We start from the raw sequence: 18064 nt of genomic DNA, 5'->3' as shown, positions 1-18064 counted from the left end.
GGCTAAGCCCGGCCACGACGATGCAGCAACGGCTCGCGTAAGCCCTTGGCACCAATTCCGCCCCATGCTTCGCTGCCCCGCATGACACGACCATAACGAGGTGGGGTATGGCGGGGCGTGACCAGCTCGACGGCGTCGACTTAAAGATACTCTCCGAGCTGCAGCAGGACGGACGGGTGCGCAACAACGAGCTGGCGCTGCGCGTCGGCGTGTCCGCGCCCAATTGCCTGCGGCGGCTGAAATCGCTGTTCAGCCGCGGCGTGATCCGGGCGGTGCGCGCGGTCATCGACGAGCGGCGGCTGGGCTATGAGGTTGTGTCGTTCGTCTCGATCCAGCTCGGCAGCCAGGCACAGCCGGTGCTGGAGGCGTTCGAGAGTTCGATCGCTGCGATCCCGCGCATCCAGCAGTGCTGGCGGATTTCGGGCGACACCGACTATCTCCTCAAATGCGTGGCGCCGAGCGTCGAGAGCATGCGCCAGCAGCTGTTGCATTTCGCGGCAATGCCGGATGTGAAGAACGTTCGCAGCTTTCCGGTGCTGGGCGTTGCCAAGGACGTCCCGTTGCCGTTGCAGGACGTCGCGGCAGCGTCGGTGGGCTAGGGGCGCTCTCGCTCCGGCGCGCCGACCCGTAAAGCCCGATCACTAATCAGGCATAAAACGTTAGTAACTCACATAACTGTGACATGTTATTTGCGAAGTTCTGCAATGCGCTGAACCAAGTTTGCCGGAACCGGTGCGCCGCCTAGATGCAAGGTGTGAACCCTCAGCCTGCGTCGCATGCCGAGGCTGTTTTGTGGGACCCTGAAGCAGGAAAAGACAACATGACCTCGACCTCGAAGACGTTCGTCGCATCCGCTGCGATGCTGTTCGCTTCCGCGTTTTTCATGATGACTGCACCGGCCGCGCAGGCGGAAGAATACTGCATCACCAACGGCGCGCAGGCCGCTCACGGCTGCGGCTATCCAACGATGGAGGCTTGCCGCGCCGCCGCCGGCGGTATCGGTGGCGTGTGTTCGCAGAGCGGTGCGAAAAGCACGAGCGATTCTCTCGCCTATCAACCGAAGCACTCGCAGTCCCGCACCAAGCTTCGCCCGGGCGGCCAGACCAACTCCAACTGACGCTTGACTTCAAAACCGGTTTTGAAGTTTGCGGCCCCCGAGCTTGTCTCGGGGGCTCGTAAACATGAGAGCCGCGTGACATCGCGGAGCGCATGTCTGAGCGCGAGCTCCGCCCCTGGCAAGGCCGAAGGGTAAGCACGTCAGCCCCAAAATTAGACGCGGCACTGTGATCTCCTTCACAGGGCCGCAATCTGCGCGGGTCCATGCTCCGCGGAGGTCGCCCGAATTGTAAACGGGCCGGATTGTACCCAGGGGAAGCGCGTGATGGCTCCCAACCCGATTTTCATCAGTCACCGCTCGGAATACGGCCGGACGGCCCGAGCGATGAAGAAGGTCATTGAGACCGCTTCGCATGGACAAATGGATGTCTTCATTTCGGAGGACATCCCGCGCGGCAATGAATGGCGGCGCTCTATCGAGCATCATCTTCTCACGGCACAAAGCCTGTTTCTGCTCTACGGAGCGCCCTATGAGGACTGGTCCTGGTGCTTTTATGAGGCCGGATATTTTGCCGCCGCAAAACCGGCAGCCGCTGATCGCCGGATATTCTGCCTGATCCGCCCGAACGTGAACCCGCCGGGTCCGCTCAGCCATCTGCAGATGCTGACGAGCAAGGATCAACTCATCAGGGAGTTGATCGGCATTTTCGAGAGGAACGCCATCGAGGTCAATGTCAACGACTTACGCGTGCTGGTCGGCAAGCTCGATAGCAGTCTGTTTGGCGAGATTCGCGAATTCGACGGCTATCCGCGCGTGCATTTCGTGGCGCTCGACGCCGAACTCGCCAACGGGCAGATTCCACCTGCGGCCCAGTTCATGGGCGACGACAGTGTGCTCGGCGATCTCTTCACCATCCAGGCGCAGTCCGTACCTTGGTGCAAGGTCCAGAAGCTGGCAAATACGGAAACTGGAAGGCAGAACTTCGTCTACAAATGGCTTGAGGAAACCGCGCAGATACTGCTTGCGGCGCGCGAGAACGAGTTCGTTTCGCCGCAGGCCGTGCTGATCGGGCGCGGCGGCCGGCGCTATCGGACCCTGCTGCACCGAGCTCGTGTCCAGGGCGATGGCGACTATCGCTGCGAATTCCTGGCGATCGAGGAGGTCGGCGGGCCGCTGACCGGATTGTCGAGCAAGCAGCTCTCGCTCTTGACCGCCATCCGCATGGGCTATCGGTTCAGGTCCGAGATCATCCAGAAATTCTCTGGCGACGCGCTATCGTCCGACGAGCGCGAGCGCCGGATCCAGCAGATCCCACGCGTGATCGAGGATCTGACGGTTGAATCGCGCACGCGAGGCAATATCAGTACGGAAGACTTTTTGGCGGCATTCGACGACGTCGAAAGTGAGAAGATGGCGCGTCTGCTGGACTACTGGCCGATCCTCGCGCGCGAGATGTACAAAGCGCTGGGACTGTCGGCCGACGGCAAAACCGTCATTCGGCCCGGCCTTGTCGGTCCGGACGTCGAACGCTACCGCACGGTCCTCAAAGCCATGCGGCTGCTCAACATCGAGTTCCTGTCGCGGAGCTGCGCGCGCGTCGCACAGATGATGAAGCGACCCGAGCAGGAGTTGACCGACGGCGCCAAGGCGCTCGAAGACGCCGTCAAGGCGCTGACAGCCTCGGATATCGAGACCGCGGCGTGACGCCTGCGCCTCACCGATACCGGCCGCGAAACTCGCGCGGGCTTGCGCCGGTCCAGCTGCGGAAGGCGCGGGAAAAGCTCTTTTCGCTGCGGAAGCCGGCGATCTCCGCGATCCGCTTGATCGGGGCGCGGCCCCGCATCAGCTCCTGTTTTGCCAGTTCGAACTTCGCCTCTTCCTTGAGATCGCGCAGCGAGGTTGCTTCCTCGCGCAGGCGCCGATGCATGGTGCGGGTCGAGAGCGCAAGTTCGCTGGCGACGTCCTCGGCCCCAAGGCTGCGTCCGCGCGCATTGCGGAGTATGCGGCGGACGCGCTCGACCAGCAGGCGGTCGCGCCGATAGGGCAGCACGGTCAGCCTGAGCGCGCCCTTGAGCATGTTGTCGAGATCGGCGGCGCTGCGGGTGAGCGGCAGCGACAGATAGTGCTTGTCGAAAACGATGCAGGCGCGGTCCGCATCGAAGCGGACGTTCCTGCAAAAGATGGTCGGATAGACCGAGACGTGGCCGGGCTCCGCGTGCGGGAATTCCGCTGCGCGGAGCGCGATCCTGGAGTCGACCGCCCAGCAGGAGAAACCGAGCACGTAGCGGAGCAGGGTGACCAGGCAGAATTCGCGCACGAGCCCGAGATCGCGCAGCTCCCGGATGGACACCACAGCCGTCTCTTCGCCGACCTCGAGATCGAGCAGCACGTCCCCGGTGAGCAGGCGGTGATGCCGGCACCAGCGCTTGAGGGCGACCTCCAGCGTCGGCGCCGTGATCGAGGCGCGGCACAGCATGCCGTAGGTGCCCCAGGGCAGCCGCCGCGAGAACCAGCCCAGCGCCTCGTCGTCGAGCTCGCGCATGGCATGGCCTGCCAGGGCCTCGAACTGGGCGGCCGTGACCCGCCCATCCGGAGAATTGACGAGGTCTGGCGCTACCTGACCCCGCTGGAGCGCTTCGGCCGGGTCCAGTCCGTATCGCGCGTAGGCGGCAACCACGCCGCGGACAAAGGCGGCGGGGGTGACGGCGCGGCGCGGGATGGCGGTTGCGGCTTGAAAAGGCATCGGAACTCCCGAGGGAAAATCCTCGCCAAGTTTGGCGGAAAATGCAACCTTTTCGACCCCAGAAGGGCTCCGACCCCGCTAGGTTCGGTCCCCAAAATACGGAGGAATCGCCTTGAACATCCCGAGCATCGATTTCGATCTGGGCGAAGACATCAGCATGCTGCGCGATACGCTTCACGCGTTTGTGGAGGCCGAGATCACTCCGCGTGCCGCCGAGATCGAAAAGGCCAATCTATTTCCGGCCGACCTCTGGAAGCGCTTTGGCGACCTCGGCCTGCTCGGCATGACGGCGCCGGAGCAATATGGCGGCTCCAACATGGGCTATCTCGCCCATATCGTTGCCATGGAGGAGATTTCGCGCGGCTCCGCTGCCGTTGGCCTGTCCTATGGCGCCCATTCGAACCTCTGCGTCAACCAGATCCGCCGCAACGGCAACGACGCGCAGCGCCAGCGCTATCTGCCGAAGCTGATCTCCGGCGAATATGTCGGCGCGCTCGCGATGTCCGAGCCGGGCGCCGGTTCTGACGTCGTCTCGATGAAGCTGCGCGCGGACAAGCGCGGCGACCGCTATGTGCTCAACGGCTCGAAGATGTGGATCACCAACGGCGGCGATGCCGACGTGCTGGTCGTCTACGCCAAGACCGATCCGGAGGCTGGACCGCGCGGCATGACCGCTTTCCTCGTCGAGAAGGGCTTCAAGGGGTTTACCCACGGCCAGCATCTCGACAAACTCGGCATGCGCGGCTCCAACACCTATCCCCTGTTCTTCGACGAGTGCGAGGTGCCGGAGGAGAACGTGATGGGCAAGGTGGGTGAGGGCGTCAAGGTGCTGATGTCCGGCCTCGACTATGAGCGCACGGTGCTCTCGGGCGGCCCGCTCGGCATCATGGCGGCCTGCATGGACGCGGTGGTGCCCTACATGCACGAGCGCAAACAATTCGGTCAGCCGATCGGCGACTTCCAGCTGATGCAGGGCAAGCTCGCCGACATGTATGCGACCTGGCAGGCGACGCGCGCCTATGTCTACGCCGTGGGCCGCGCCTGCGACCGCGCCGACCACGCGCGCAGCTTGCGCAAGGACGCGGCCGCCGCGATCCTCTATTCCGCGGAGAAGGCGACCTGGATGGCGGGTGAGGCGATCCAGGCACTCGGCGGCGTCGGTTACACCAGCGAATTCCCTGTGGGGCGTCTCTGGCGCGACGCAAAACTCTACGAGATCGGTGCCGGCACCTCGGAGGTCCGCCGCATGCTGATCGGCCGCGAACTGATGGCCGAGACGGCTTAAAACCTTCACCTCATTGGAATCATCATGCCGCTCCATTCCAGCATCGATCCGTCTTCGTCAGACTTTGCGCGCAATTCCGAGGCCATGCGCAGCCTCGTCGCGGACTTGCGCGAAAAGCTCAGTCAGGTCGCCGGCGGCGGCGGCGAGGTCTCACGCAATCGCCACACCGCGCGCGGCAAGATGCTGGCGCGCCAGCGCGTCGATCTGCTTGTGGATCCCGGCACCTCATTCCTGGAGCTGTCGCCACTCGCGGCCTATGGTCTCTATGGCGGCGACGTGCATTCGGCCAGCGTCGTCACCGGGGTCGGGCGCATCGCGGGCCGCGAATGCGTGGTCGTGGCCAATGACGCCACCATCAAGGGCGGCACCTATTACCCGATGACGGTGAAGAAGCATCTGCGCGCACAGGACATTGCGCGGCAGAACAACCTTCCTTGCGTCTACATGGTGGATTCCGGCGGCGCCTTCCTGCCGCTTCAGGACGAGATCTTCCCGGACGAGCGCCATTTCGGCCGCATCTTCTACAACCAGGCGCAGATGTCCTCGCAGGGCATTCCGCAGATCGCCATCGTGATGGGCTCCTGCACCGCCGGCGGGGCCTATGTCCCGGCGATGTCGGACGAGAGCATCATCGTCCGGAACCAGGGCACTATCTTCCTCGGTGGCCCGCCGCTGGTGAAGGCCGCGACCGGCGAGGTCGTCAGTGCCGAGGAGCTCGGCGGCGCCGACGTGCATTCGCGGCAGTCTGGCGTGACCGACCATTACGCCCAGAACGATGCCCATGCGATCGGCATTGCGCGGCGCATCGTCGGCACGCTGAAACCGTCGGTGCGGCCGAACCTCAATATGCACAAGCCGCGCGATCCGCTGTTTGCGGCGGAGGAGATTTATGGCGTGGTGCCGGTCGACGGCCGCAAGCCGTTCGACGTGCGCGACATCATCGCGCGTGTGGTGGATGGCTCCGAGTTCGACGAGTTCAAGAAACTGTACGGCACGACGCTGGTGTGCGGCTTCGCCCATATCTGGGGCTATCCGGTCGGCATCATCGCCAACAACGGTATTCTGTTCAGCGAGAGCTCGCTGAAGGGCGCGCATTTCATCGAGCTGTGCTGCCAGCGCGGTATTCCCCTGGTGTTCCTGCAGAACATCACCGGCTTCATGGTCGGCAAGAAATACGAGGCCGGCGGCATTGCGCGCGACGGCGCCAAGCTGGTGACGGCCGTCGCGACCGCCTCGGTGCCGAAATTCACCGTCGTGATCGGCGGCTCCTATGGCGCCGGCAATTACGGCATGTGCGGACGCGCCTACTCACCGCGCTTCCTCTGGATGTGGCCGAACGCGCGTATCTCGGTGATGGGCGGCGAGCAGGCTTCGATGGTGCTGAGCCAGGTCCGCCGCGACAATATCGAGGCCAAGGGTGATAGCTGGTCGAAGGACGAGGAAGATAAATTCCGCGAACCCATCCGCGCGCAATATGAGAGCCAGGGCCACCCATATTACGCGACCGCGCGTCTCTGGGACGATGGCGTGATCGACCCGGCCGACACGCGGCTGGTGCTCGGCCTTGGCCTCTCGGCGGCGTCGAATGCGCCGATCGAGCCGACGAAATTCGGCCTGTTCAGGATGTGATGGGATGGACCGTTCAAAGCTCTACCGGCGTTTTCGCACGCTCCTGATCGCCAACCGCGGCGAGATCGCCTGCCGCGTCATCCGCACCGCCCACGCCATGGGGCTGCGCACGGTCGCGGTCTATTCCGAGGCCGATCGCGACGCGATGCATGTCGCTCTCGCCGACGAGGCCGTGCTGCTCGGGCCCGCACGCGCCCGCGACAGCTATCTCAACGTCGAGCGGCTGATCGAAGCCGCGCGCAAGACCGGCGCCGAGGCAGTGCATCCCGGCTACGGCTTCCTGTCGGAAAATGCCGAGTTCGCGCAGGCCTGCTTCGATGCCGGCCTCATCTTCGTCGGCCCGACCGCCGCGATGATGAATGCGATGGGGTCGAAGTCCGGCTCCAAGGCGCTGATGGAGAAGGCAGGCGTGCCGCTGGTGCCCGGTTATCACGGCGAGGCGCAGGACGATGCAACGCTGGCGAAGGCCGCCGAGAAGGTCGGCTTCCCCATCCTGGTCAAGGCGTCCGCGGGCGGCGGCGGCCGCGGCATGCGCATCGTGCGTTCGGCAGACGAGCTTGGACCTGCGATCGTCAGCGCCAAGCGCGAGGCCAAGGCCGCGTTCGGCGACGACCGTATGCTGATCGAGAAATATGTCGACAATCCCAGGCATATCGAGGTGCAGATCGTCGGCGACAGCCATGGCAATCTCTTGTCGCTGTTCGAGCGCGAATGCACCTTGCAGCGGCGGCACCAGAAGGTGATCGAGGAAGCGCCGTCGCCGACGCTCAATCCTGCCCAGCGCGAGGCGGTCTGTGCCGCGGCGCGAAAGGCGGCGGGCGCGGTGAACTATGTCGGCGCCGGCACGATCGAGTTCGTGTCGGATGGCAAGGACGTGTTCTTCATCGAGATGAACACGCGCCTGCAGGTCGAGCATCCCGTGACCGAGCTGATCACGGGCATCGACCTCGTCGAATGGCAGCTGCGCGTCGCCTTCGGCGAGGCGCTGCCTTTGAAGCAGGATGAGATCCGGCTCAACGGCCACGCGGTCGAGGCGCGCGTCTACGCGGAGAACCCGACCAAGAACTTCATGCCGTCGGTCGGCAGGATCTCGACCTGGCGTCTGCCGGCGGAGACCGGCGGCTTGCGCATTGACGCCGGCTATCGCGAGGGCGATACGGTCTCGCCACATTACGACGCCATGCTGGCCAAGATGATCGCCTGGGCACCAACGCGGGATGTCGCGATCGAGCGGCTGAACCGCGGGCTGGAAGAGTCCGACGTTCGCGGCATCGTCACCAACATCCCGTTCCTGTCGGCGCTGATGACGCATCCCAAGGTGCGGACCAATGCGATCGACACCGGCTTCATCGAGCGCGAGCTGGCGGTGCTGACACAGGCCGCGCCGGCGCCGGGTGAGCTCGAGCTCTGTGCCGCGGTGGCGGCCATTATCAATGAGGAGCAACGGGCCGCGGGTGCCCAGGCGAATTCGCCCTGGCAGACCTTCGGCTGGCAACCGGTCGGCCGTCGTCAGCGCGGCTTTGCCTTCCGTGTTGGCCACGGACCGGAGCAGAAGATCATGCTGAACTACGGCAGCGGGCCCTCGATGCTGGTGATCGGCGAACGCGAGCTGGCGTTTGCGGTTGCGGCGAAGGAAGGTGGCTTCGACCTCACGCTGGACGGCGTCAAATCGTCCGTTGCGGCCGTGGTCGACGGTCATGAGCTATATTTGCGGACGCGCAACGGCCGCTTCGACCTGCACTGGGTCGATCCGTTCGGCGGCGAAAGCGAGGAGCAGGCCGGCGCGGACAAGATCGCGGCGCCACTGCCGGGAACGGTCGTCGCGGTGTTGGCCGAGGAGGGCGCCACGCTCGAGAAGGGCGCGCCGATCCTGACCCTCGAAGTGATGAAGATGGAGCAGACGCTGCGCGCGCCCTATGCCGGCGTGCTGAAATCCATCAGGTGCAAGGTCGGCGACATCGTGCAGGAGGGCGTCGAACTCGCCGTGGTCGAGGCTGCGGGGGAGTGACATGAGCGATCAGGTCCGCATCGTCGAAATGGGGCCGCGCGACGGGCTCCAGAACGAGAAAGTTCCGGTCAGCGTCGAGGCCCGTATCGCCTTCATCGAGGCGCTGGTCGCGGCTGGTCTTGATACGGTCGAGGTCGGCGCCTTCGTCTCGCCCAAGGCGATCCCGCAAATGGCCAGCTCGGACGCTGTGCTGCGCGGCGTTAGCCATGTGACCGGCGCCGAATTCCACGTGCTGGTACCGAACGAGAAGGGCTACGAGGCTGCGCGCGCCGCAGGCGCGAATGTGGTCTCGGTGTTCGCGGCGGCCTCCGAAGGCTTTTCCCTTGCCAACATCAATTGCACGGTCGCGGAGTCCATCGAGCGCTTCAAGCCGGTGCTGGCCCGCGCCAGGGCCGATGGTGTCATGGTACGCGGCTATATTTCCTGCGTGCTGGGCTGCCCGTTCGACGGCGAGATCAAACCGAAGGCGGTGGCCGAACTCGCAAGCGCGCTATTCGAGCTCGGCTGCTACGAGATCTCGCTCGGCGACACCATCGGCGTCGGCACGCCAGCCAAGGCCAAGGAGATGCTGCGCGCGGTTGCCGCCAACATTCCCGCCGCCAAGCTCGCGATGCATTTCCACGACACCTACGGCCAGGCGCTCGCCAATCTCTATGCGGGGATGGAGGAGGGCGTGCGGGTCATCGACGCCGCAGCGGGCGGCCTCGGCGGCTGTCCCTACGCGCCGGGCGCGACCGGCAATGTCGCGACCGAGGACGTCGCCTACATGCTCGAGGGCATGGGGATCAGGACGGGCGTCGATATGGACCGGCTGCTGGCCGCGACCAACGAGATGAGCCGGGTGCTGGGCAAGCCGCCGGTGAGCCGCGTGGCGTCCGCGCTGAACGCGAAGAAGAAGCGCGTCGCGAACTAGGCTTACGCCGCCTTCAGCCCCACATCCGGCAGACGCGGCCGGTTCTTGAGCGCCTTGGCCATCATCGCCTCGACCTCGGCCTTCTCCTGCGGCAGCAGCGCCAGGCGCGGCGGGCGGGTCAGCGCGGTGCCGCGGCCCATGATGTGCTCGCACAGCTTGATGCACTGGACGAGGTCCGGCCGCGCATCGAGATGCAACAGCGGCATGAACCATTCGTAGAGCGGCATCGCCTCCGCAAGGCGGCCCGCCTTGGCGAGGCGGAACAGCGTCTCGCCCTCGCGCGGGAAGGCGTTCGACATGCCGGAGACCCAGCCCACCGCACCCATCGCGACGCTCTCGACGATGACGTCGTCGAGACCGGCGAACAGCACGAAGCGGTCGCCGACCATGTTCCTCGTGTCGATGAAGCGCCGCGTGTCGCCGGAGGAATCCTTGAAGCAAACGACCGTGTCGACGTCGGCGAGCGAGGCCAGGATGTCAGGGGTGACGTCGTTCTTGTAGATGGGCGGATTGTTGTAGAGCATCACCGGCAGGTCGGTGGCGCTGGCGACGGCGCGGAAATGCGCGGCGGTCTCGTGCGGCTTGGACGAATAGACCAGCGCCGGCATCACCATCACGCCGTCGATGCCGACACGCGCGGCTTCCTTGGCCGTTTCGACCGCAAACGCGGTGGTGAATTCGGCGATGCCGCACAGCACGGGCACGCGGCCGGCCGCAACCGACTTCGCGGTCTCCATGATGGCGACCTTCTCCTTGCGCTCGAGCGAGGTGTTCTCGCCGACTGAGCCGCAGACGATCAGGCCGGAGACGCCGTCGCGGATCAGACCGTCCATCACCTTGGCAGTTGCGTCGATATTGAGCGACAAATCGTCATTGAATTGCGTGGTAACGGCCGGGAAGACGCCTTCCCAGGAAACGCGGCGGCTCATGGTTTGACTCCGAGTGGATTTTTCCGGCGGGGGGCTGGATCCGCCGGGTGTTTTGAAAGGGATGGCGGGTTGGATCAGAGCGTCGCGCCGGCCTTGCGCAGCTCGGCGAGAACAGGTGCCTTGGGCAGCCAGATCTTGTCGAACTCGGCAATGACGGCCTCGGTATCCTTGGCGTCGACCTGGCGGATCGGGATCGGTGCCTTCTTGAAGTTCTCGATCAGCGTCGGCTCGTTGCCAGCGAGTTCGTCGATCTGCGCATCCAGCGTCGACTTGATCGTCTTGGTAATCAGCTCGCGGTCGGCTGCGGGGAGCGACTGCCAGACCCGTCCCGAGACGACCGCCGCCATCGGCATGAAGACGGCATTCATCTGCAGGATCACCTTCGACACCTTGTCGAAGCGCTGATTCCAGGAGAATTCGAGATCGGCCTCGAGGCCGTCGACCTGGCCGTTGGCCATTGCGTCGAACACCTGCGGCGTCGGGATCGGAGTCGGCGCAGCCCCCAGCGAGGAATAGAAATCGCGATAGACGGGCGTCGGGTTGATGCGCAGCTTCATGCCCTTGATGTCGGCCAGCGTGTTCAGATCCTTGGAGGAGAACACGGCGCGCATACCGGTGATGCCCCAGCCGAGCCCGATGGTGCCGGTCTCCTGCGGCAGCACGTCGAACAGCTTCACCGCCGCCGGATGCCGCACGAATTTTGCCACCGCCGGCGTCGAGCGGACAATGTAGGGCGCGTTGATTGCGGCGATGTGCGGCACGCGCGAGCCGAGTTCGGCGGCCTGGATGAAGCCCATGTCGAGAGCGCCCGACTGCAATTGCTGCATCATAGCCGTCTCATTGCCGAGCTGGCCGGAGTGAAACACGGTCAATGTCAGGCGGCCATTGGTGGCGGCCTTGAGATCTTCGCCGAATTTCAGCGCGGCCTTGTTCCAGGAATGGCCGTTCGGCGTGATCAGGCCGAGACGGAATTCCTTGGCCTGGGCGAGCGCCAGCGACGGCGCAAACACCGATGCGGCGGCACTGGCGGCGAGAAAGCGGCGGCGTGAGAGCGGCATGGTCGGGGCTTCCTTTTGGGTGGGCCTATTTGACGAGGATCAGCGAGAGCGAGGGGTAGAGCGAGAGCAGCACGAGGAGGACGCAGGAGATGACGAAGAAGGGCAGCGTCACCATGAACATCTTGCCGGGCTTGGCGCCGGTGACGGCGGCGGCGACGAAGAAGCAGAGCCCGACCGGCGGCGACAGCAGACCGAGCACGAGGTTGATCACCACCACCACGCCGAAATGCCTGGGATCGATGTGATATACCTCGGTCGCGACCGGCAGCAGGATCGGCACGGTCATGATCAGGCCGGGAATGCCGTCGATGACCGTGCCGATCACCAGCAGGATCACGTTGCAGATCAGCATGAAGCTGACGGGATCCTTGGCGGCGGTCTGGATCCAGGCGGCGGTCTCCTGCGGCACCTTGCCGAAGATCAGGACCCAGGAGAACACCGCCGCCGCCGCGACCAGGAACAGCACGATCGCCGAATAGATGGCGCTGCGCAGCATCATCTGCGGTAATTGCGAGAACTCGAACTCCTTGGTCCAGAACTTTCCGACCAGCGCTGCGGCAACCGCGCCGACGGCCGCCGATTCCGTCGCGTTGGCGAGGCCGCCGAGAATGGTGCCGACGATGACGATCGGGATCAGCAGCGTCGGAGACGTGCGCAGGATCGTCATGACGCGCTGGCGCGGCGTCTGATAATCCGCGCGCGGATAATTGTAGACATAGCCCATCAGCGCAATCACGAGGCAGAACATCACGGTGAGGATGACGCCCGGCACGATGCCGGCGATCAGCATGTCGCTGACCGAGACCTGCGCCAGCACACTGTAGACCACGAACATCACCGACGGCGGGATGATCGGGCCGAGCATGCCGCCATAGGCGGTGAGGCCGGCCGCAAAGGTCTTGTCGTAGCCCTTCTTTTCCATCTCCGGCACCATGATCTGGGCCATGATCGCCACCTGTGCGGTCGCTGATCCCAGGATCGAGGAGATGAACATGTTGGCGAGGATGTTGACGTAGGCGAGCCCGCCCTTGAGCGAGCCGACGAACGCCATCGCCATGTCGACGATGCGCCGCGTGATGCCGCCGCCGTTCATGATCTCGCCGATCAGGATGAAGAGCGGGATGGCGATCAGGCCGTAGCTGTCGACGCCGCCGAACAGCTGGAGCGGATAGGACTGGAACAACACGGGATTGCCGGATGCGGCGATATAAACGAGGCCGGCGAGGCACAGGCAAAGCCCGATCGGCACGCCGACCAGCATGAACGCCATGAAGGCTGCTGACGTGATCATCAGTTCACCCCATCCAGCTCGGAGAGCTGAAAGCCGGTCAGTGGCGTGCGCGGGACCAGCCCGATATCTTCCAGGAGATTGGCTAGACCGTGAATCGTCATCGACACCGCGAAGATCGGCAGCGTCAGGTACATCACCCAGGTCGGCCAGTTCAGCGTCTGGGTGCGCTCCGTGTAGAGGAAGTTGAAGGTTTCGGCCGCGAGCTTGCGCCCGTCGAAGCCGGCGCGGGCAAGACCGATCGGGTCCATCCACAGCACGCAAGTCACGATCAGCGCGACGCCGAACACGAAGACGAAGCCGGTCGACATCACCTTGGCGAGCTTCTGGTGCGTCGGCGAAAGACGCTCCGTTAGCATGGTTACCGCGAAATCAAGTCGCAGCCGCGTCATCGCGGACGCCCCGATGAAGGTCAGCCAGACCACGCAATAAACAGCGGATTCATCGATCCAGTAGATCGGAAAATGCGAGTAGCGCGTAACGACGTTCACCAGGATCAATCCGGTGAGGAGGTACATCAGGCCCATCAGCGCCAGGCGCTCCAAGGCGAGCAGGGCGCTCGACATCCGGACGATCGTACGTCGGACGCTGAGCGCGCGCGTGGCCGGCATCGTCTGGTCGATCATGAAGAGGCCCAACCCCGAAGAATTGTCGTGCGATCGCCAAATGTATAATTTATACATTCTGGGAGTCAAACGGAGATTACGATCAATTTCGGCAGCAGGGCGCGCTTTTGCTGGGTACTTCGTTTGTGGAGTGCTTGCTTTTGCCGGGCACCTCGACATGCAAGACAGGGACCGCGTCGGCCGAACGAGACGGGAAAGGACAACGGAAGGACAGATGAAACAGCCTCTGAAGCATCGCACCTTGTCAGCCGCGATTGTCGATCAGCTCCGCCAGGCGATCCTCGACGGCACCTATCCGGCCGGATCGCAACTGCGCCAGGATGCGCTTGGTGAGGCCTACGGGGTCAGCCGGATCCCCGTTCGCGAAGCGTTGTTTCAGCTGGAAGCCGAAGGCCTCGTGCGAATCGTGCCGCAGAAGGGCGCCATCGTCTCGGAGCTGTCGCTGGATGAGATCAACGATGTGTTCGACCTGCGTCGGATCCTGGAGCCTCGATTGCTGGCGCAGTCGGCGCCGCGTTTCACGCTAGAGGATTTCGACGGGCTCGACGACATCCACAAAAGTTTCGAGAAGGCGATCAAGGCGCGCAATGTCAGCGAATGGGGCCAGCTCAACGCGGACTTCCACATGGCGCTCTACGTGCACGCTCCGCAGCCGCGTACCCGGACGATCGTGCTGTCGCTGCTCCAGACCAGCGACCGCTACACCCGCCTCCAGCTTTCCAACACCAAGGCGATGGGGACCGCCGAAAAGGAGCACGCCCATCTGATCGCGCTCTGCCGCGCGCAGAAGGTCGAGGAAGCCTGCCGTTACCTGGAACGGCACATCGAGGCCGTGCGGAAGGATCTGTTGCAGGTCGTGGCGAACGCACCGAAGTCGCGGCGGAAGCGCGAGCCGTAACCACGGCATTCGTAGGGTGGGGAAGGGCGCGTTGGCGCCGTGCCCACCATCTCCGCGTGATCGCCAACAGGTGGCGGGCACGCTTCGCTTTGCCCACCTTACGGCAGCTGTGATTACCTCACCTGCCCCCGTCCGGCCCCATCACCAGATCCGGCAAGCCGGTCGAGATTCCCGGCACGAGGCATAGCAGCAGCACCGCGAGCATCATCAGCAGCACGAACGGCAGCGTGCCCCAGATTACCTCGCGCAAGGGAATGTCCGGTGCGACGTTGCGGATGACGAAGATGTTGAGGCCGACCGGCGGGTGGATCAGCCCCATCTCCATCACGATGGTCATGACCACGCCGAACCAGATGATGTCGAAATTCGCGGCGCGCAAAGGAGGCAGGATGATCGGTGCGGTCATCAGGATGATCGAGACCGGCGGCAGGAAGAAGCCGAGCACGACGACCATGACGAGAATCGAAAAGAGCAGCTCCCAGCGCGGCAGATGCATCGCGACGATGGATTCGGCGACCGATTGCGAGATGTGCAGATAGCTCATCACGTAGGAATAGAGCAGCGACATGCCGATGATCATCATCAGCATGGTCGATTCCCGGATCGTCGATTTCATGATCGGGGCGAGGTCGCTCGGCCGCCACACGCTGTAGATCGCGGCGATCAGCGCCAGCGCCAATAGCCCGCCGAGGCCGGCGGTTTCCGACGGCGTGGCGTAGCCGCCATAGAGCGCGATCATGACGCCGGTCAGCAGCAGCACGAAGGGGATCACGCGCGGCAGCACGCTGAAGCGTTCGGCCAGCGTATACTCGTCGCGGGCGAGGATCGCAGCCTCCGGCCCGCCCTTCTTGTAGATCGCTTCGGCCGCCGCATATTCCTGGCGGAAGCGGATCACGGCATAGGCGCCGAACAGCGTGACGAGCAGCAGGCCGGGGCCGATGCCGGCGAGGAAGAGCCGTCCCAGCGACTTTTCCGCAGCGACGGCGAACAGAATCATGGTGATCGAGGGCGGCAGCAGGATGCCGAGCGTGCCGCCGGCGGCGATGATGCCGGCGGCAAAGCCGCCGGAATAGCCGCGCTTGCGCATCTCGGGAATACCGGCCGAGCCGATCGCCGAGCAGGTTGCGGGCGAGGAGCCGGCCATTGCCGCGAACAGCGCGCAGGCGAACACGTTGGCAACGCCGAGGCCGCCGGGTACGCGATGCAGCCAGGCATGCAGCGCTGAATAGAGATCCTGGCCCGCGCGCGACTTGCCGATCGCGGCGCCCTTCAGGATGAAGAGCGGGATCGACAGCAGCGTGATCGAGGCCATTTCCTCGTAGACGTTCTGCGTCACCGTATCGAGAGAGGCCGAAGGCATGTAGATGGCCATGAACACGACCGCGACCGCGCCGAGCGCGAACGCGATCGGCATGCCCGAAAACATTATCAGCAGCGTCGCAACGCCGTAGGCAACGCCGATACCGAACACGCTCATGGACGCCTGGCTCCGGTGAAGGGCAGCGCAAGCTGCACGAGGATCTGGATGCACAGCAGGCTCATGCCGAGCGCCATCAGCGAGTAGGGGATGGCGAGCGGCGGCGACCACATCGAGTTGGAGACCTGGCCGTCGACATAGGCTTCATGGGCCAGTGTCCAGGATTTCCAGGTGAAGAAGGCGCAGAACAGGAACGTGACGGCGTCGACCATCCAGAGCCGGATCTTGTTCGCCAGTGGCGACAGCAAGCCGACGAAGGCCTCGATGCCAATGTGGCCGCGGTTCTGCTGCACATAGGCCGCCGTCATGAAGGTCGCGCCGACCAGCAGGAACACGGCGGCCTCGTCCTGCCAGTAATTGGCGGCCTTGAACAGCGCGCGGCTGAGCACGCTGTAGCTCAGGATCGCGCAAGCGGCGACCAGCGCCACCGCTGCGAAGACCACGATGATGGTGTTGAGGATGGCAAGGCCGCGATCGATCGCTGCCGCAAGGCCCGTCCTTGCGACAGCGTTTGCCGGGTCGTCGCGATCCGGAAGCGGACCGTGGCTCATGCCGCGACGTCGGTGGCGAGCTTGAGCAGGTTCGCCGCGGTCGCGGTCTTGGCGCTGTAATCCTTCCAGGCGGTGTCGCGGGCGATATCGCGCCACTTGCCGACCGTCGCGGCGTCGAGCGCCGAGACCTTGGCGCCGGCCTTCTCGTAGACCTTGGCAACCTCGACATCGTCATCCTGCGCGCCCTTGCGGCCGAAGGCTTCGAGCTCGGTGCCCACCGTGAGCAGGATGTCCTGCTGGTTCTTCGGCAGCTTGTCGAAGATCGCCTTGGACATCATCAGCGGCTCGAGCATGAACCAGTAGGAGGCGCCCGCACCTGAGGTCAGGGATTTGGCGACCTCTTCCAGACGGAACGAGATCAGGCTGGTCGAGGAGGTGATGCCGGCGTCGCAGGCGCCGGTCTGCATCGCAGCATAGATTTCGTTCGACGGCACCGACAGCACCGAAGCGCCGGCAGTCTGCAGCACCATGTCCATCTCGCGCGAGCCGCCGCGCACCTTCAGGCCTTTGGCGTCTTCCGGCGCGACGATCGGCTTGGAGCGGCTGGCGACGCCGCCGGCCTGCCAGACCCAGGTGAGCAGGATGATACCCTTGTCGGCGAGGAAGTCTGTCAGCGCCTTGCCGACCGGCTCCTTCTTCCAGCGCAGGCCCTGGTCGTAGGTGGTCACGAGGCCGGGCATCAGGCCGATATTGGTCTCGGGCAACTCGCCGCCGGCATAGGGCATCGGATAGAGGCTGATGTCGAGCGCGCCCTTGCGCATCGCGGAGAACTGCGCGTTGGTCTTGATCAGCGAGGAGTTCGGATAAATCTCGGCGGCGATGTCGCCGTTACTGCGCTTTGCGACTTCGGCGGCGAACATGCGACAGAGCCGATCGCGGAAATCGCCCTTGTCGATGGTGCCGCCCGGGAACTGATGCGAGATCTTCAGTGTGGTCGCGGCCTGCGCCGTACCGATGCCGAAGCGAACAATGGCGGGCGCGGCGACGGCGGTCGCGAGCAGATGACGGCGCGTGAGCATGGTGTGATCCCCTTGGGCGGTTCTTTGAACGGTTCTTGTTTTGGCGTGATTTGGATCTGGGTTTTTGAGAGCGGCGCGTAGGCCCATCCTAGCCGGTCTTTCATCCGATGATCTCTCATCTGATAGTTCGAGACCAAACGCCGCGGCAAGTGCCAGTCGTGCTGCGCTGCACACTCCCGGTCCCCACTGCAGCCTCCGGGCTCCTCGGAAGGACACATCGCAGCGGAGCCGCCAAAATTTATTGGCGGTGGTGTAACAACGCAGGCCGTCCATCCGTCGAGATTGAATAGCGGCGTCCGTCGCTGACAAACACCACCTCGAAGGGAAGATGATCCATGACCATTCGCACCCGCATCGTGCTCGGCCTCTCGGCTGCCGCTCTCTCGCTTGGGCTCGCGTTTGCGCCGGCCGCCTTTGCTCAGGACAAGATGGGCAAGGATGACGGGATGATGAAGAAGGATACGATGTCCAAAGACGGCATGATGAAGAAGGACACCATGTCCAAGGACAGCGGGATGAAGAAGGACCCCATGTCGAAGGACGGGATGAAGAAAGACGACGGGATGATGAAGAAGAACTGATC

Annotated in this window: 17 protein-coding genes; 9 read left to right on the top strand and 8 right to left on the bottom strand. The window is 64.2% G+C overall.

All coding sequences use genetic code 11. The annotated features are described in order from the left end of the window. Positions 1-107: 107 nt before the first annotated feature. The 3 genes from IVB28_RS16240 to IVB28_RS16230 all read left to right on the top strand — a co-directional run bounded on the left by IVB28_RS16240 (position 108) and on the right by IVB28_RS16230 (position 2761). A complete protein-coding gene (locus tag IVB28_RS16240) occupies positions 108-599 on the top strand; it encodes an Lrp/AsnC family transcriptional regulator (protein WP_247527476.1) in 492 nt (163 codons plus the stop codon). Between the two features lie 146 nt (positions 600-745). Further along, on the top strand, positions 746-1117 hold the full coding sequence (locus IVB28_RS16235; protein ID WP_247527475.1) for a DUF3551 domain-containing protein: 372 nt from the start codon (positions 746-748) through the stop codon (positions 1115-1117). Between the two features lie 264 nt (positions 1118-1381). Then, entirely contained in the window at positions 1382-2761 is a 1380-nt protein-coding gene (locus IVB28_RS16230; protein WP_256466990.1) for a TIR domain-containing protein, read from the top strand. Positions 2762-2771: 10 nt separating this feature from the next. Here IVB28_RS16230 and IVB28_RS16225 read toward each other — a convergent pair whose 3' ends face one another. Next, a complete protein-coding gene (locus IVB28_RS16225; protein WP_247527473.1) occupies positions 2772-3800 on the bottom strand; it encodes an AraC family transcriptional regulator in 1029 nt (342 codons plus the stop codon). A 112-nt stretch (positions 3801-3912) separates the two neighbouring features. Here IVB28_RS16225 and IVB28_RS16220 point away from each other — a divergent pair, with 112 nt between their 5' ends. The 4 genes from IVB28_RS16220 to IVB28_RS16205 are packed head-to-tail and all read left to right on the top strand — an operon-like array spanning position 3913 to position 9635. Next, on the top strand, positions 3913-5085 hold the full coding sequence (locus IVB28_RS16220; protein WP_247527472.1) for an isovaleryl-CoA dehydrogenase: 1173 nt from the start codon (positions 3913-3915) through the stop codon (positions 5083-5085). A gap of 24 nt (positions 5086-5109) precedes the next feature. Next, on the top strand, positions 5110-6714 hold the full coding sequence (locus IVB28_RS16215) for a carboxyl transferase domain-containing protein (RefSeq protein WP_247527470.1): 1605 nt from the start codon (positions 5110-5112) through the stop codon (positions 6712-6714). A gap of 4 nt (positions 6715-6718) precedes the next feature. Next, complete coding sequence (locus IVB28_RS16210) at positions 6719-8722, top strand: acetyl/propionyl/methylcrotonyl-CoA carboxylase subunit alpha (protein WP_247527469.1); 2004 nt, start codon at positions 6719-6721, stop codon at positions 8720-8722. Between the two features lies 1 nt (position 8723). Beyond that, on the top strand, positions 8724-9635 hold the full coding sequence (locus IVB28_RS16205; protein WP_247527468.1) for a hydroxymethylglutaryl-CoA lyase: 912 nt from the start codon (positions 8724-8726) through the stop codon (positions 9633-9635). Positions 9636-9637: 2 nt separating this feature from the next. Here IVB28_RS16205 and IVB28_RS16200 read toward each other — a convergent pair whose 3' ends face one another. The 4 genes from IVB28_RS16200 to IVB28_RS16185 form a co-directional block, all read right to left on the bottom strand. Then, entirely contained in the window at positions 9638-10564 is a 927-nt protein-coding gene (locus tag IVB28_RS16200) for a dihydrodipicolinate synthase family protein (protein ID WP_247527467.1), read from the bottom strand. A gap of 74 nt (positions 10565-10638) precedes the next feature. Next, complete coding sequence (locus IVB28_RS16195) at positions 10639-11622, bottom strand: TRAP transporter substrate-binding protein (RefSeq protein WP_247527466.1); 984 nt, start codon at positions 11620-11622, stop codon at positions 10639-10641. Positions 11623-11647: 25 nt separating this feature from the next. Beyond that, the gene (locus IVB28_RS16190; protein WP_247527465.1) at positions 11648-12913 is read right to left on the bottom strand and encodes a TRAP transporter large permease; all 1266 of its coding nucleotides are present in this window, start codon (positions 12911-12913) and stop codon (positions 11648-11650) included. Then, positions 12913-13521, bottom strand: coding sequence for a TRAP transporter small permease (locus tag IVB28_RS16185; protein ID WP_247528565.1), 609 nt, complete (start codon positions 13519-13521; stop codon positions 12913-12915). Before IVB28_RS16185 ends, IVB28_RS16190 begins: the two co-directional genes overlap by 1 nt. A 229-nt stretch (positions 13522-13750) precedes the next feature. On the opposite strand from IVB28_RS16185, the gene IVB28_RS16180 reads away from it, so the two are divergent. Further along, the gene (locus IVB28_RS16180; RefSeq protein WP_247527464.1) at positions 13751-14434 is read left to right on the top strand and encodes a GntR family transcriptional regulator; all 684 of its coding nucleotides are present in this window, start codon (positions 13751-13753) and stop codon (positions 14432-14434) included. Positions 14435-14552: 118 nt separating this feature from the next. On the opposite strand, the gene IVB28_RS16175 is transcribed toward IVB28_RS16180, so the two are convergent. From IVB28_RS16175 to dctP, 3 genes are read right to left on the bottom strand one after another with little or no spacing between them, the layout of a single operon-like run. After that, positions 14553-15911, bottom strand: coding sequence for a TRAP transporter large permease (locus tag IVB28_RS16175; RefSeq protein ID WP_247527463.1), 1359 nt, complete (start codon positions 15909-15911; stop codon positions 14553-14555). Then, the gene (locus IVB28_RS16170; RefSeq protein ID WP_247527462.1) at positions 15908-16462 is read right to left on the bottom strand and encodes a TRAP transporter small permease; all 555 of its coding nucleotides are present in this window, start codon (positions 16460-16462) and stop codon (positions 15908-15910) included. The genes IVB28_RS16175 and IVB28_RS16170 overlap by 4 nt, the downstream gene beginning before the upstream one ends. Beyond that, positions 16459-17481, bottom strand: a complete 1023-nt coding sequence (gene dctP, locus IVB28_RS16165; RefSeq protein ID WP_247527461.1) for a TRAP transporter substrate-binding protein DctP — start codon at positions 17479-17481, stop codon at positions 16459-16461. The genes IVB28_RS16170 and dctP overlap by 4 nt, the downstream gene beginning before the upstream one ends. Positions 17482-17816: 335 nt before the next feature. On the opposite strand from dctP, the gene IVB28_RS16160 reads away from it, so the two are divergent. Continuing rightward, positions 17817-18062, top strand: coding sequence for a pentapeptide MXKDX repeat protein (locus tag IVB28_RS16160; RefSeq protein ID WP_247527459.1), 246 nt, complete (start codon positions 17817-17819; stop codon positions 18060-18062). Positions 18063-18064: the final 2 nt, after the last annotated feature.

The organism is Bradyrhizobium sp. 199, assembly GCF_023073355.1.
Taxonomy (GTDB): domain Bacteria; phylum Pseudomonadota; class Alphaproteobacteria; order Rhizobiales; family Xanthobacteraceae; genus Bradyrhizobium.
This window is presented reverse-complemented; position numbering and strand designations above follow the sequence as displayed.